We start from the raw sequence: 15,365 nt of genomic DNA, 5'->3' as shown, positions 1-15,365 counted from the left end.
GAGGACGGTTTCGCGGACGTACGACACTGGGGGCGTGATCCGTTACGACGCCCTGGACGCGCTGCCCGTGCGCGGTGCCCTGCCCGCGCTGCACGACGCCCTGGAGGGGCACGGCACGGCGGTGCTGGTCGCGCCGCCCGGCACCGGGAAGACCACGCTGGTGCCGCTGGCGCTGGCCGGGCTGCTGGGCGGGGAGGACGCTCCCGCGCGGCGCGTGGTCGTGGCCGAGCCGCGGCGGATCGCGGCGCGGGCGGCGGCGCGGCGGATGGCGTGGCTGCTGGGCGAGAAGCCGGGCGAGCGCGTCGGGTACACGGTGCGCGGTGAACGGGTGGTCGGGCGCCACGCGCGCGTGGAGGTCGTCACGACCGGTGTGCTGCTGCAGCGGCTCCAGCGGGACCAGGAGCTGACGGGCGTCGACGTCGTGGTGCTGGACGAGTGCCACGAGCGGCATCTGGACGCGGACACGACGGCGGCGTTCCTGTGGGACGTGCGGCAGACCCTGCGTCCTGAGTTGCGGCTGGTGGCCGCGTCCGCCACGACCGACGCGGAGGGCTGGTCCCGCCTGCTGGGCGACGCGCCGGTCGTCGAGGCGCCGGGCGTGTCCTACCCCGTCGAGGTCGTCTGGGCGCCACCGGCGCGACCGGTACGGCCGCCGCACGGGATGCGGGTGGACCCGGCACTGCTCACGCACGTGGCGTCGGTGGTGCGGCGGGCGCTGGCCGAGCGGGACGGGGACGTGCTGTGTTTCCTGCCGGGGGTCGGCGAGATCTCCCGTGTCGCCGGGCGGCTGGGGTCGCTCGGGGACGTCGACGTGCTCCAGGTGCACGGCCGGGCGCCCGCCGCAGTGCAGGACGCGGTGCTGGCGCCGGGGGCGCGGCGCAGGGTGGTGCTGGCGACCGCGGTGGCCGAGTCGTCGCTGACGGTTCCGGGCGTGCGGGCGGTCGTGGACGCGGGCCTCGCGCGGGAGCCGCGGGTGGACCACGCGCGCGGGCTGAGCGCGCTGACGACGGTACGGGCCTCGCGGGCGGCGGCGCGGCAGCGGGCGGGCCGGGCCGGCCGTGAGGCACCGGGGGTGGTGTACCGCTGCTGGGCGGAGGCGGAGGACGCCCGGCTGCCGCGGTTCCCGGCGCCGGAGATCAAGGTGGCCGACCTGACGGCGTTCGCGTTGCAGGCAGCATGCTGGGGCGATCCGGACGCGTCCGGGCTGGCGCTGCTCGATCCGCCGCCGGGCGGGGCGATGACGGCCGCCCGGTCGGTGCTGGAGGCGGTCGGCGCGGTGGACGCGGCCGGGCGGGCGACGACACGGGGCACACGACTGGCCCGCCTCGGACTGCACCCCCGGCTGGGCCGGGCCCTCCTGGACGCGGAGGAGCTGAGCGCGGACGTTTCCCGCCGGCCCGCCTCCGAAGCGGCGGCGTCTCCCGGCCGCTCCGGCGCGCGGTCCCCGGGCCCGGTGTCCTCGCCGGCGAAAGCGCCGGAGCCACGACACGCCGGCGGCGACGGCGCACGACCGGCCGCCTCCCGGGCCGGGAGCCCGGGGACCGCGGGCTCCGGGACAGCCGGGGCGAGGCCCGGTGGTGCCGGCGGTTCCGGGACGGGCTCCGCCGGGTCGGGTGGTGCCGGGACCGGCAGATCCGGAGCGGCTGCCTCCGGGGCGGGCGATCCTGCGGCGGGCGGGGACCGCACCGGCGGGGACGGGGGCCGTGGGGGCGAGGTGGTCGCCGAGGTGGTGGGGCTGCTGAGCGAGGAGCCGCCGCGCGAGTACGGGGACGACCTGGCGGCCGTGCTGCGGGCCGCTCGCCGGGGCGGCGACGCGTACGGGGCGCGGTGGCGGGCCGAGGTGCGGCGGCTGCGGGGCGCTGTCGAGGGCGCGGGCGGTGAGCGCGGGCAGCGGGTCCGGGAGGACGTGCTGGCCGGGCTGGTGGCCGCTCTGGCGTTTCCGGAGCGGGTGGCCCGGAAGGACGGCGGTTCGTACCTGATGGTGTCCGGGACGCGGGCGGAGCTGTCCGAGACGTCCGCGCTGCGTGGGGCGCCGTGGATCGCCGTCGCCGTGGCCGACCGGCCCGTGGGCAAGGGGCACGCGCGCGTGCAGCTCGGCGCGGTCGTCGACGAGGACACCGCGCGGCTGGCGGCAGGGGCGCTGCTGACGCGACGGGACGAGGTGCACTGGGCCGACGGGGACGTGGTGGCCCGGCGTGTCGAGCGGCTCGGGGCGGTGGAGCTCGCGGTACGGCCCCTCGCCCGGGCCGACCCCGGTCTCGTACGGGGCGCCCTGCTGGAGGGGCTGCGGAAGGAAGGGTTCGGGCTGCTGCGCCGGTCGGCCGACGGCGACCTGCTGCGCGAGCGGCTCGCGTTCCTGCGGCGGCATCTCGGCGAGCCCTGGCCGGACGTGTCCGACGACGCGCTCCTCGCGCGCGTGGACGAGTGGCTGGAGCCCGAGCTGGGCCGGGCCCGGCGGCGGGCCGACCTGGGGCGGATCGATGCCGGGCAGGCGCTGGCACGGCTGCTGCCCTGGGCCTCCGGGGAGGCGGCGCGGCTCGACGAGCTGGCCCCCGAACGGATCGTCGTCCCCAGTGGGTCCAGAATCCGGATCGACTACACCAACCCCGAACAGCCGGTCCTCGCGGTGAAGTTGCAGGAGATGTTCGGGCTGCAGCGGTCACCGGAGGTCGCCGGGGTGCCGCTCCTGGTGCATCTCCTCTCCCCCGCCGGCCGCCCCGCCGCGGTCACCGCGGACCTGGCCTCCTTCTGGAAGGACGGATACCGGAGCGTACGGGCGGAGTTGCGCGGCCGGTACCCGAAGCATCCGTGGCCCGAGGACCCGGCCACGGCGGAGCCGACGCGGTACACGAAGGCCCGGCTCGGGAAGTGACCGCCGTCCGGCGGGGCGGCGAGCGCCCCGCCGGATGCGGGCGGGACGGCTCCTACGCCGTCGGTGCGGTCGACGGCTGGGCGGAGGGGGAGGCCGACGGGCCGGTCGACGGGTCCGGCGTCGGTTCGGCCGGCTCGGCCACCTTCAGGGTGATGTCGAGGGTGGCGCCGCCCGGCGTGGTGAGCCGGAGGATGTAGGTGCCCTCGGTGTCGTCGGCGTACAGCTTCGGCAGCCGCAGCAGACCCTCGGCGTCGGTCTGCCGGCCGGTCAGGGTGCGGACGGCCTTGCCGTCGGCGTCCTTGAAGTAGGGGCCCTTGTCGTTCTCGGCCGGGTCGGCGTCCGACTTGATGAGGGTGGCGGTGACGGCCACCTTGTCCGCGACGGCGCCCTTGAGCGTGGCCTTCACCTCGACCTGGTCGGCGAACTCGCCGCCCGGCGTGCACGTCAGCTCCTTCGGGCCGGTGCTGGTGAGGGTGTCGGCGACGCGCTCGGTGACGGTGGCCCTGTAGTCGAGGCCCGGGACCGTACGGCCGACCACGGTGGCGCGGACGGTGAACGCGCCGGTCTGCTCGCCCGCCACCAGCGCGGGCGCGACGGCCACGCCGGAGGCGGTGGTGGTGACCGCGGCGACCTTCTCGCCCCCGGCGAAGGTGGCATCCGTGTCGCCCAGGACGGTGAAGCGGATGCGCACCTTGGCGACGGCGTCTCCGGCCTTGGTCTCGGCGCGGGTGCTGATCTTCTTGGCGAAGGTGTCGCCCGCGGTCGCGGTGAGGCCCGTGGTGCCGGCGTTCTCCAGATGGTGAACGGTGTCGGTGGGCGTCGGCGTGGGTGTGGGGGCGGGGGTCTCGGTCGGCGGCGCCGGCTCCGTCGGGGGCTTGGTGCTCGGGCTTCCCGGCTTGGCGGGCTTCTCCGAGGCCGGCGGCTTGCCCGGGCTCGGGGTGCTCGGAGCCGGGGATCCGGTGTTCGCGCCCGTGCGGCCCGGCGAGGGACTGGCGCCCGCGTCGGTGTCGTCGCTGCGGCCGACCGGAAGGCTGCCGGTGCCGTCCGGGATCTCGTGGGTGCCCTTGCGGTAGTGCTCCAGCCACGACAGGACCGTGTTCAGGTAGTCCTGCGAGTTGTTGTAGCTGAGGATGGCGCGGTTGAGGTCGGCCTGGTCCGACAGGTCCCAGTCGTAGCGGCACAGGTAGTGGCCGGCGGCGAGCGCGGCGTCGTAGACGTTGTTGGGGTCTTCCTTGCCGTCGCCGTTGCCGTCGCGGCCCGCCCACGCCCAGGTGGACGGGATGAACTGCATCGGGCCGACGGCGTTGTCGTACTGGCTGTTGCCGTCGTAGACGCCGTCGTCGGTGTCCTTGATGAGCGCGAAGCCGTTGCCGTCGAGCTGCGGGCCGATGATCCTGCCGATCGTGGTGCCGTTGGCGTCGACGCGGCCACCGCGGGCCTGACCGGACTCCACCTTGCCGATGGCGGCGAGCAGTTGCCAGGGCAGGTTGCAGCCGGGCTTGGCACGGCGCAGCTCCGACTCGGCCTTCTTGTAGGCGTCGAGGACGGTCGCGGGAATGCCTGCCTCGGACGAGCCCGGGGACGTGGGAGTGCCCGTGGTCGGGGCCGGGCTGGGGCTGTTGAGCGGCGGCAGGTCGGTGTAGTAGGGCGAGTTGCCGGTGGCGCTGTCCGCGGCGGGCGTGTCGGACGTCGGCACGTTGTCGGAGGTGGTCTGTCTGCCGTTGCCGTCGGCCGTCACGTCGGGAGCCTGGGACGCGGACAGGGCCGCGACCGCGACCGCCGCGACGGTGGTGGTGACCGCCGCCTTGCGGAGCCTCCTGTCGAAATGCGCCGCCATAGAGTGAACCCCTCCCCTGAACGCCCACGCGTCCTTGTCCGTCCGACCCGTACGGGGCCGCAGGCGACACTACGACAACTTGCTTTGCGCGGGCACCCGTTCGTGCCCGATATTCACCACTTGCCCATATGAGGAATTGTGGTGGCGCCCGCCCTCCGCCACACGGCCGCCGCGGTGCCGGGGGTGTCAGTACGGAGCCGGGCCTCCGGGGCGCGCGCCCAGGGGGTCGGTGCTCGCGACGAACACGGTGACGGTGCGGGCGGGGCGGGGCCGGGGCAGCAGGGTGAGGGCCAGCGCCAGGTATCCGCGGGCCAGGTCGGCCCACAGGCGCCAGGCAGGTGTCCGGTGCGGGACTGCGGCCCCCGGGGCCCGGGGGGTGAGTCTGCGGCGGAGGTCCTTCGAGGTGCGGTGCAGGACCGTCCTGAGGGTGGCGGGGGTGCGGCCGGTACTTGCGCCCGGCGCGAAGACCGGGACCGGGAGAAGTGGCACGCGGGCGGGTCCGTCGGTGCGTGCCCGTGCCGGTGTCGTCCGGTGGTGGAGCATGCGTATACCCATGCCCGCATCCTGGGGGGAGAGCGGGGTCGCGGCGTTTCCTCGGGGGCCACCGGAGTGACGGGGGCGGGCGGGCGGGTGGAACGGGGGTGTTCCCCGCCCCCGCCCGGCGCGGGCTGCGGGGTGCGGAGACGGGGTGCGCGCGCTCCGGGGCGCCTGCGTGGCCGGCCCGGGCGGGGCCGGAGCCCAACCCGGTGCTATGGAGTGGCCGGCATGGGGCGGGGTGGGTGCGCAGCCCGGCGTTGCGGGGTGTCTTCCCCCGTGCCTGAACGGCCTGGGCGGTACCTCCCACCGCCCACCCGGCCGCCCCAGCGGCACGACTGCTCGCAGCTGGGGCGGCACAGCGACTGCCCGCAGCCGGGGCTGCGGCGGCAGGCCGGGGTCAGTGCGCTGCCGATTCCCAGTCGCCGCCCGCGCCCACCGAGACGCCCAGGGGGACCCTGAGCCGCACCGCGTTGGCCATTTCGCGGCGGACCAGTTCCTCCGCCTGCGCGCGCTCGCCGGGGGCGATCTCCAGGACGATTTCGTCGTGGACCTGGAGGAGCATGCGAGAGGCGAGGCCGGCCTCGGTCAGAGCCTTGTCCACGTTCAGCATGGCGATCTTGACGATGTCGGCCGCCGTGCCCTGGATCGGCGCGTTCAGAGCCATGCGCTCGGCCGCCTCGCGGCGCTGGCGGTTGTCGCTGTTGAGGTCGGGCAGATAGCGGCGACGGCCGAAGAGGGTGGCCGTGTAGCCGGTGGCCCGTGCCTCGTCGACGACCCGGCGCAGGTAGTCGCGTACGCCGCCGAAGCGTTCGAAGTAGGCGTCCATCAGGCCGCGGGCCTCGGCCGCCTCGATGTTGAGCTGCTGGGACAGGCCGAAGGCGGACAGGCCGTACGCCAGCCCGTAGGACATGGCCTTGATCTTGCGGCGCATCTCCGCGTCCACGGCCGACTGCTCGACGGAGAAGACCTGGGCCGCCGCGGTGGTGTGCAGGTCCTCGCCGGAGGTGAACGCCTCGATCAGGCCCGCGTCCTCGGACAGGTGGGCCATCACCCGCAGCTCGATCTGGCTGTAGTCGGCCGTCATCAGGGACTCGAAGCCCTCGCCGACCACGAACCCGCGGCGAATCGCGCGGCCCTCGTCGGTGCGGACGGGGATGTTCTGCAGGTTCGGGTCCGTGGAGGAGAGGCGGCCGGTCGCGGCGACCGTCTGGTTGAACGTGGTGTGGATGCGGCCGTCCGCGGCGATCGTCTTGATCAGGCCCTCCACCGTGACGCGCAGCTTGGCCTGCTCGCGGTGGCGGAGCATGATCACCGGCAGCTCGTTGTCCGTCTGGGCGGCGAGCCAGGCCAGGGCGTCGGCGTCGGTGGTGTAGCCGGTCTTGGTCTTCTTGGTCTTCGGCAGGTTCAGCTCGCCGAAGAGAACCTCCTGGAGCTGCTTGGGCGAGCCCAGGTTGAATTCTCGTCCGGCCGCCGCGTGCGCCTCCTTCACCGCCTGCTGGACCGCGCCCGCGAACATCTGCTCCATGGCCCGGAGGTGCTCCCGGTCGGCCGCGATGCCATGCCGCTCCATGCGGGCGAGCAGCGCGGACGTGGGCAGCTCCATGTCGCGCAGCAGGTCGGCGGCGCCGACGTCCGCCAGGCGGCCCTCGAAGGCCTCGCCGAGGTCGAGGACGGCGCGGGCCTGCACCATCAGCGCCTCGGCCTCGGCGCCCTCGTCCGCGCCGAAGGCGAGCTGCCCGTCGGCCGCGGCGGCGGGGGCCAGCTCGCGGTGCAGGTACTCCAGGGACAGCGCGTCCAGGTCGAAGGAGCGGCGGCCCGGCTTGACCAGGTAGGCGGCCAGCGCGGTGTCCATGCCCACGCCGGCGACGCTCCAGCCGTGCTCGGCGAAGACGCGCATCGCGCCCTTGGCGTTGTGCAGGACCTTCGGCCGGTCCGGGTCGGCGAGCCAGGTCCGGAACGCCGTCTCGTCGGCCTCGTCGGTCTCGGTCGGGTCGAACCAGGCGGCCTTCCCGTCGGCCGCGGCCAGTGCCACCTCGGTGACCGAGCCGGTCCCCAGGGCCCAGGTGTCGACCGTGGCGACGCCGAGCGGCTGGTCTCCGTGCTCGGCGAGCCAGCCGGCCAGCTCGCCGGTGCCCAGGACGGTGCCGTCCAGCTCCACGCCGTCCGCGACCACCGGGGCGGCCTCGGCCTCCTCGGCGCCCGGGTCGACTGCGTAGAGCCGCTCGCGCAGGGAGGGGTTGCGGATCTCCAGGGTGTCCAGGATCACCGCGACGCCCTTGCGGTCGTACGCCGTCCGCTCCAGGTCGGCGACGGTCTTCGGCAGCTCGACGCGCCGCTCCAGCTCGGTGAGCCGGCGGTTGAGCTTGACGGACTCCAGGTGGTCGCGCAGATTCTGCCCGGCCTTGCCCTTGACCTCGTCGACGCGCTCGACCAGCTCCGCGAAGGACCCGAACTGGTTGATCCACTTCGCGGCCGTCTTCTCGCCGACGCCCGGGATGCCGGGCAGGTTGTCGGACGGGTCGCCGCGCAGCGCCGCGAAGTCGGGGTACTGGGCGGGGGTCAGTCCGTACTTCTCGAAGACCTTCTCCGGCGTGAAGCGGGTCAGCTCGGAGACGCCCTTGGTCGGGTACAGGACCGTGGTGTGCTCGCTGACCAGCTGGAAGGAGTCCCGGTCGCCGGTGACGATCAGCACGTCGAAGCCCTCGGCCTCGGCCTGGGTGGCGAGGGTGGCGATGACGTCGTCCGCCTCGAAGCCCTCGACGGCGAAGCGGGGGACGTGCATGGAGTCGAGCAGCTCGCCGATCAGCTCCACCTGCCCCTTGAACTCGTCCGGGGTCTTGGAGCGGTTCGCCTTGTACTCGGTGAACTCCTCGGACCGCCAGGTCTTGCGGGAGACGTCGAACGCCACCGCGAAGTGGGTGGGCGCCTCGTCACGCAGGGTGTTGGCCAGCATCGACGCGAAGCCGTAGATCGCGTTGGTCGGCTGGCCCGTCGCGGTCGTGAAGTTCTCCGCGGGCAGCGCGAAGAACGCGCGGTACGCCAGCGAGTGCCCGTCCATGAGCATGAGCCGCGGTCGGCCACCGGAGGTGCTGTCGGTCTTCTTCGATGCTGTCTTCGCCACGCCTCCGATCCTGCCATGCGCCACTGACAGTCGGCGCCGGGATCGCCTGCGGCCTGGCGCGGCGGTCCGTCTGCGGGTGCGTTGCGCCTGGTCGCGCCCACGCGGCGGAGCCGCACACCGAACGGAGCCCCGCGCCCCTTCGGGGCCTCCTCCGCCCGGCGGCAGTAGCCCGCCATCGTTCCGTCGGCGACCACTGCGTGCCGGCCCCGCACCGACCCGAACGACCTCGCTGCCGTCGGCGCGTGCGAGGATCGGAGACCTAGTTCACAACGCGTAAGCGAAGGAGCGCGCGATGGCGACCAAGCCGCCCAAGGGTGATCCGGTTCAGGACGCGCCGCAGGTTACGGAGCCCCAGCACGCGGCGGCGGGCATCCCGGCGATCGGCCACACCTTGCGGGTGGCGCAGCGGCAGATGGGTGTGAAGCGGACGGCGCTGACGCTCCTGCGCGTCAATCAGAAGGACGGCTTCGACTGCCCGGGCTGTGCCTGGCCGGAGGGCGACCACCGGCACAAGGCGGAGTTCTGCGAGAACGGCGCGAAGGCCGTGGCCGAGGAGGCCACCCTGCGCCGGGTCACCCCGGAGTTCTTCGCCGCGCACCCCGTCGCCGACCTCGCCACCCGCAGCGGCTACTGGCTGGGCCAGCAGGGCCGGCTCACGCACCCGGTGTACCTGCCGGAGGGCGGCGAGCACTACGAGCCGGTCACCTGGGAGCGTGCCTTCGGCATCGTCGCGGAGGAGATCGCCGCGCTGGACTCGCCGGACGAGGCCGTCTTCTACACCTCGGGACGCACCAGCAACGAGGCGGCGTTCCTCTACCAGCTCTTCGCGCGCGAGCTGGGCACCAACAACCTGCCGGACTGCTCCAACATGTGCCACGAGTCGTCCGGCTCGGCCCTGTCCGAGACCATCGGCGTCGGCAAGGGCAGCGTCCTGCTGGAGGACCTCTACAAGTCCGACCTGATCATCGTGGCGGGCCAGAACCCGGGCACCAACCACCCGCGGATGCTCTCCGCCCTGGAGAAGGCCAAGGCGAACGGCGCGAAGATCATCAGCGTCAATCCGCTGCCCGAGGCCGGACTCGAGCGCTTCAAGAACCCGCAGACCCCCAAGGGGCTCACCGCGGGCGCCTCCCTCACCGACCTGTTCCTGCAGATCCGCCTCGGCGGCGACCAGGCCCTGTTCCGGCTCCTCAACAAGCTGATCCTCCAGACCGAGGGCGCGGTCGACGAGGCGTTCGTCGCGGAACACACGCACGGCTACGAGGAGTTCGCCGCGGCCGCCCGCGCCGCCGACTGGGACGAGACGCTCGCGGCGACCGGTCTCACGCGCGCGGAGATCGAGGAAGCGCTGCGCATGGTGCTCGCCTCCGAGCGCACCATCGTGTGCTGGGCGATGGGCCTGACGCAGCACAAGCACTCGGTGCCCACCATCCGCGAAGTCGTCAACTTCCTGCTGCTGCGCGGCAACATCGGCCGGCCCGGCGCGGGCGTGTGCCCGGTGCGCGGCCACTCGAACGTGCAGGGCGACCGCACGATGGGCATCTTCGAGCGGCCCGCGCCCGCGTTCCTGGACGCCCTCGAGAAGGAGTTCGGCTTCGCACCGCCGCGCGAGCACGGTTACGACGTCGTACGGGCCATCCGTGCGCTGCGCGACGGCGAGGCGAAGGTGTTCTTCGCCATGGGCGGCAACTTCGTCTCCGCCTCCCCCGACACGGAGGTCACCGAGGCGGCCATGCGCCGCGCGCGGCTCACCGTGCACGTGTCGACGAAGCTCAACCGCTCGCACGCGGTCACGGGTGCGCGGGCGCTGATCCTGCCGACGCTGGGCCGCACCGAGCGCGACGTCCAGGGGGGCGGCGAGCAGTTCGTGACGGTCGAGGACTCCATGGGCATGGTGCACGCCTCGCGCGGGCGGCTGGAGCCCGCGAGCGCGCAGTTGCTGTCCGAGCCCGCGATCGTGTGCCGGCTGGCGCGCCGGGTGCTGGGCGAGAAGAGCCGCACGCCGTGGGAGGAGTTCGAGAAGGACTACGCGACGATCCGCGACCGCATCGGGCGGGTCGTGCCGGGCTTCGAGGACTTCAACGCGCGCGTGGCGCGTCCCGGCGGGTTCGCCCTGCCGCACGCCCCGCGCGACGAGCGCCGCTTCCCGACGGCCACGGGGAAGGCCAACTTCACCGCCGCGCCGGTCGAGTTCCCCGAGCTGCCCGAGGGGCGGCTGCTGCTGCAGACGCTGCGCTCGCACGACCAGTACAACACCACGATCTACGGCCTGGACGACCGCTACCGGGGCATCAGGAACGGCCGCCGCGTCGTGCTGGTCAGTCCGGAGGACGCCCGGAAGCTGGACGTCGCGGACGGCTCGTACGTCGACCTGGTGAGCGAGTGGCGGGACGGGGTGGAGCGGCGGGCGCCCGGCTTCCGCGTCGTGCACTATCCCACGGCCCGGGGCTGCGCGGCGGCGTACTACCCGGAGACCAACGTCCTGGTGCCGCTGGACGCCACCGCGGACACCAGCAACACCCCGGCCAGCAAGTCCGTGGTCGTCCGTCTGGAACAATCGGCGACCGACTGAGCGTTCGCTCAGCGAGGCCAAGCCTGACCAAGCGGCCGGCCGGTCACCGCGACCGGCCGGCCGGCACACAGACGGATCGACGAAACGGAGCCGGCCATGGGCGAGCGGCAGCAGGTGCAGTTCCCGCAGGAGGTCATCGACGAGTACGCCGCGCTCGGCGTCGACCTGCCCGCGCTGTTCTCCGCCGGGCACCTGGGGACACGCATGGGCGTCCAGATCGTCGAGGCGTCGGCGGACCGGGTCGTCGGCACCATGCCGGTGGAGGGCAACACCCAGCCGTACGGACTGCTGCACGGCGGCGCCTCGGCCGTGCTGGCCGAGACGCTCGGTTCGGTCGGCTCGATGCTGCACGGCGGTGCCTCCAAGATCGCCGTCGGGGTCGACCTGAACTGCACCCACCACCGCGGGGTCCGCTCCGGCCTGGTCACCGGGGTGGCCACGCCGGTGCACCGGGGCCGTTCGACGGCGACGTACGAGGTCGTGATCAGCGACGAGCAGGACCGCCGGGTGTGCACCGCCCGGCTCACCTGTCTGCTGCGGGACGCGAACCCCGGCGGCGGGGCCGGGGCGGGCACCGCGGGCTGAACGCCACGCCGGGCGCCCAGGCCGTGGTGTGCGCCGCACCTGCGGTGCGGCGGCGGTGGCGCCGGGCGGCGTGTGGTGCGCCGGGCGGCGCACCGGTGCCGGTCGTGGCCGGACATCCGGAGGCGGCCGTCCGCCCACCGGCAGGCACCCGCACAGACGTCGGCGCCCGGGTGCCCGGGCCCCGGGGCACCCGCGCCCGGGCCGTTGCCCCCGCTCGTCCCGCGCCATAGCGTCGGAACATGGGACGGGGAGGACCACTCCGGCCGGGACGGGCGGCACTGACGCTGCTCATGGCCGTCGCGGTCGCCGGCTGCGGCAACTGCGGTGACTCAGGCGACGGTTCCGCCCGTGGCACGCCCGGCACCTCCGCCTCGCCCGGGCTCCCGCGAACCCCTCCGCCCATGTCCGGCGCGGAGTTGTGCGTGAGCGCCGTCGGGTACTGGGCGCGCGAGATGCTGGACGGCGGCGAGCCCTACGGCGACTATCAGTCGATGGGACTGTCCAACCGGCAGTACGACATCCTGCGGGAGGTCGTGGACGCGGCGCGGACCGCGAAGCGGGACCAAGGCGCCCGGGCAGTTGGGGAGTTGACCGAGCGCCGGGTACGGCAGGCGTGCACCGACGGATACCGCGACGGCGGCCCGAGCCGCGGCCCGTGGCGGTCATGAGCGGCATCGGCCCCGTCGAACCGGGCGAGGACACCCACGTCCAGGAGGCGCCGCCGCCCCGGCCGCGGGGACGGCTCGCGCTGATCTACGCGCGCCACCGCCGGGCCGTCCTCGCCTCCGCCGCCGCCCTCGCCGTCCTGGCGGGCGGCGGCTACCTCTGCGCGAGCCGGCCGCAGCCGCGCCCCGCTCCCCCGCCGCCGTACCCGTCCCAGGCGATCGATCTCGTATACGTGGCCCCCGTGACCGGCTCCCCGGCAACCGCGGCCGGCGGCTTCAGCTTCACGGTGCTGCTCAGCGTGCGGTCGGGACCGCCCGTGACCGTGACGCGGCTGACCCAGCCCTACGACGGCCTGTCGGTGGCCTCCTCCCCCGCGGCACCTTTCCAGACAAAATCGCATTCGGCCCGCAAGATCATTGTCACGCTCCGGGTGACGGAATGTGAAAAAGCACCCCGGAATCCCGGACTCCCTTCCTGGATGTAACGCTGCGTAATGCGCGCGCAATAGAGTCCCACAGTTTCATCCTGGGGACGCGCTATGCGCAGGACCTCTCCCGGACCCTCGAGGTCGCCTGCAGCAACGATTCCGGGTAATCACCAAAACGCCCCAGACACCTGAACGCGCCCCGTCGGTCCTGCGGGTTCTCACCATGCGGACAGGGCGAATCGGCCTGAATTCAGCCCTTCTTCCCAGCCAGTACCGCTCTGCAATACCCGGTGTCATAACAAGAGAGTCACAGCCTGAGTCAGACCCTCCTCCACCTTCCCTACACACGCTTAGAGTCACGGCCAGTCACCGCGCCGTCGGATTGTCATTTCGGCCCCGCGCTCGACTCGACCGCCTCCACGGGGAAGCGGCCGTGCCAGGGAAAGGACTGATCGTGCGTCAACGTTCGCTCATCGCCATCACCGCCGCTCTGGCGGCGGGAGCGCTCACCCTCACCGCCTGCGGCTCGCGCGACGACGACGGCGGCGGCTCGGACTCCGGCAACGGCGGCGGTGGCACCACCGTCGTCATCGGCGTCGACGCCCCGCTGACCGGCGACCTGTCCGCGCTCGGCCTCGGCATCAAGAACTCGGCGGACCTCGCGGCCAAGACCGCCAACAAGGAGAAGACCGTCGAAGGCATCACCTTCAAGGTCGAAGCCCTCGACGACCAGGGCCAGCCCTCCGTCGGCCAGCAGAACGCCACTAAGTTCGTCGCCAACGACAAGGTCCTCGGCGTCGTCGGCCCGCTGAACTCCTCCGTCGGCGAGTCCATGCAGAAGGTCTTCGACACGGCCAAACTCGTCGAGGTCTCCCCGGCCAACACCAACCCCGCCCTCACCCAGGGCGTGGACTGGCAGACCAAGAAGGTCCGGCCGTACAAGTCGTACTTCCGTACCGCGACCACGGACGCCATCCAGGGACCGTTCGCCGCACAGTACGTCTACAACGACTCCAAGAAGCGCAAGGTCTTCGTCATCGACGACAAGAAGACCTACGGCGCCGGCCTCGCCGCCACCTTCACCGAAGAGTTCAAGAAGCTCGGCGGCAAGGTGGTCGGCACCGAGCACATCAACCCCGACACCAAGGACTTCAACGCGGTCGCCACCAAGGTCAAGAACTCCGGCGCCGACGTCGTCTACTACGGCGGCGAATACCCGCAGGCCGGACCGCTCAGCAAGCAGATCAAGGCCGCCGGCGCCAAGATTCCGCTGGTCGGCGGCGACGGCATCTACAGCGCCGACTTCATCAAGCTCGCCGGTGCCAGCGGCAACGGCGACCTCGCGACCTCCGTCGGCGCCCCGGTCGAGGAACTCCCCTCCGCCAAGGAATTCGTCGCCAACTACAAGGCCGCGGGATACAAGGAGGCCTACGAGGCGTACGGCGGCTACTCCTACGACTCCGCCTGGGCGATCATCGAGGCCGTCAAGAAGGTCGTCGAGGCCAACGACGGGAAGCTCCCCAGCGACGCACGGGCCAAGGTCGTCGACGCCATGCAGAACGTCTCCTTCGACGGTGTGACCGGCAAGGTCTCCTTCGACGAATTCGGTGACGCCACCAACAAGCAGCTCACCGTGTACGCCGTCGAGAACGGTGCGTGGGGCTCCGTGAAGTCCGGCACCTTCACCGGCTGACCCCGGACACCCGCACCACAGCCCACGAGCCGCGCGGGGCGCTGTTCCACAGGCGCCCCGCGCGGACTCGCATCCGGCCACATCCGTCGATTATCCGAAAGTCTCGGAGGACATGCGGTGAACGAACTGCCGCAGCAGCTGGTCAACGGCCTGCTACTGGGATCCATGTACGGGCTGATCGCCATCGGCTACACAATGGTCTACGGCATTGTCCAGCTCATCAACTTCGCCCACGGCGAGATCTTCATGACCGGCGCCTTCGGCGCGCTCACGGTCTACGTCTACATCCTGCCCGACGGCACCTCCATGCTGATCGCCCTGCCCCTGATGCTCCTCGGCGCCATGGTCGTCTCCGTCGCCGTCGCCGTCGGGGCGGAACGGTTCGCCTACCGCCCCCTGCGCGGCGCCCCCCGCCTCGCCCCCCTCATCACCGCCATCGGCCTCTCCCTCGCCCTCCAGCAGGCGGTATGGGCCTGGTACCCCGAAGCCAAATCGGCCAGGACCTTCCCCCAGATCGACGGCGGCCCCTTCCACATCGGCAGCGTCACCCTCCAGACCGGCGACATCTTCCTGTTCGTCGCCGCCCCGGTGAGCATGGCCATCCTCGGCTTCTTCGTGATGCGCACCCGCACCGGACGAGGCATGCAGGCCACCGCACAGGACCCCGACACCGCCAAGCTGATGGGCGTCAACACCGACCGCATCATCGTCGTCGCCTTCGCCCTCGGCGCCGTCTTCGCCGCCGTCGGAGCCGTGGCCAACGGACTCAAGTACGGCCAGATCGACTTCAAGATGGGCTTCATCCTCGGCCTCAAGGCCTTCACCGCAGCCGTCCTCGGCGGCATCGGCAACATCTACGGAGCCATGATCGGCGGCGTCGTCCTCGGCGTCGCCGAAACCCTGGCCACCGCCTACATCGCCGACATCCCCGGCCTCGACAAGTTCGGCAGCCAGTCCTGGTCCGACGTCTGGGCCTTCATCCTCCTCATCCTCGTGCTGTTGTTCAGGCCACAGGGCCTGCTCGGCGAACGCGTTGCGGACAGGGCGTGACACCG

General features: G+C 72.7%; 9 protein-coding genes and 1 pseudogene. 7 read left to right on the top strand and 3 right to left on the bottom strand.

Features of this window, described 5'->3' with window-relative positions:
- Positions 1-34 precede the first annotated feature (34 nt).
- Positions 35-2,872, top strand: a complete 2,838-nt coding sequence (locus NI25_RS29285) for an ATP-dependent RNA helicase (protein WP_061445318.1) — start codon at positions 35-37, stop codon at positions 2,870-2,872.
- Positions 2,873-2,924: 52 nt separating this feature from the next.
- On the opposite strand, the gene NI25_RS29280 is transcribed toward NI25_RS29285, so the two are convergent.
- The 3 genes from NI25_RS29280 to polA all read right to left on the bottom strand — a co-directional run bounded on the left by NI25_RS29280 (position 2,925) and on the right by polA (position 8,367).
- On the bottom strand, positions 2,925-4,709 hold the full coding sequence (locus NI25_RS29280; protein WP_061445317.1) for a lytic transglycosylase domain-containing protein: 1,785 nt from the start codon (positions 4,707-4,709) through the stop codon (positions 2,925-2,927).
- Positions 4,710-4,895: 186 nt separating this feature from the next.
- A complete protein-coding gene (locus NI25_RS29275; RefSeq protein WP_233520786.1) occupies positions 4,896-5,198 on the bottom strand; it encodes a hypothetical protein in 303 nt (100 codons plus the stop codon).
- 445 nt (positions 5,199-5,643) lie between these two features.
- Positions 5,644-8,367, bottom strand: coding sequence for a DNA polymerase I (gene polA / locus NI25_RS29270; RefSeq protein ID WP_061445315.1), 2,724 nt, complete (start codon positions 8,365-8,367; stop codon positions 5,644-5,646).
- Positions 8,368-8,659: 292 nt separating this feature from the next.
- Between polA and NI25_RS29265 the strand changes: the two genes are divergently transcribed.
- The 6 genes and pseudogenes from NI25_RS29265 to NI25_RS29240 all read left to right on the top strand — a co-directional run bounded on the left by NI25_RS29265 (position 8,660) and on the right by NI25_RS29240 (position 15,360).
- On the top strand, positions 8,660-10,939 hold the full coding sequence (locus NI25_RS29265) for an FdhF/YdeP family oxidoreductase (protein ID WP_061445314.1): 2,280 nt from the start codon (positions 8,660-8,662) through the stop codon (positions 10,937-10,939).
- Between the two features lie 96 nt (positions 10,940-11,035).
- Positions 11,036-11,524, top strand: a complete 489-nt coding sequence (locus tag NI25_RS29260) for a PaaI family thioesterase (RefSeq protein ID WP_061445313.1) — start codon at positions 11,036-11,038, stop codon at positions 11,522-11,524.
- A gap of 422 nt (positions 11,525-11,946) precedes the next feature.
- Positions 11,947-12,192 (top strand): hypothetical protein, encoded by a 246-nt coding sequence (locus NI25_RS40375; RefSeq protein WP_233520785.1) that lies wholly within the window; start codon positions 11,947-11,949, stop codon positions 12,190-12,192.
- A pseudogene (locus tag NI25_RS29250) lies at positions 12,189-12,784 on the top strand (Tat pathway signal sequence domain protein). The gene NI25_RS40375 and the pseudogene NI25_RS29250 overlap by 4 nt, the downstream one beginning before the upstream one ends.
- Positions 12,785-13,071: 287 nt before the next feature.
- Entirely contained in the window at positions 13,072-14,310 is a 1,239-nt protein-coding gene (locus tag NI25_RS29245; protein ID WP_061445311.1) for a branched-chain amino acid ABC transporter substrate-binding protein, read from the top strand.
- 117 nt (positions 14,311-14,427) lie between these two features.
- A complete protein-coding gene (locus tag NI25_RS29240; protein WP_061445310.1) occupies positions 14,428-15,360 on the top strand; it encodes a branched-chain amino acid ABC transporter permease in 933 nt (310 codons plus the stop codon).
- Positions 15,361-15,365 lie beyond the last annotated feature (5 nt).

Source organism: Streptomyces sp. CCM_MD2014 (assembly GCF_000772045.1).
Classification (GTDB): Bacteria; Actinomycetota; Actinomycetes; order Streptomycetales; family Streptomycetaceae; genus Streptomyces; species Streptomyces salinarius.
Note: the sequence above shows the minus strand (reverse complement) of the source record. Positions and strands in the feature narration are given on the sequence as shown.

Excerpts from the sequence above, each read along its gene's own strand:
- NI25_RS29280 (WP_061445317.1), bottom strand. The coding sequence starts at position 4,709 with ATGGCGGCGCATTTCGACAGGAGGCTCCGCAAGGCGGCGGTCACCACC.
- NI25_RS29265 (WP_061445314.1), top strand. The coding sequence starts at position 8,660 with ATGGCGACCAAGCCGCCCAAGGGTGATCCGGTTCAGGACGCGCCGCAG.
- NI25_RS29260 (WP_061445313.1), top strand. The coding sequence starts at position 11,036 with ATGGGCGAGCGGCAGCAGGTGCAGTTCCCGCAGGAGGTCATCGACGAG.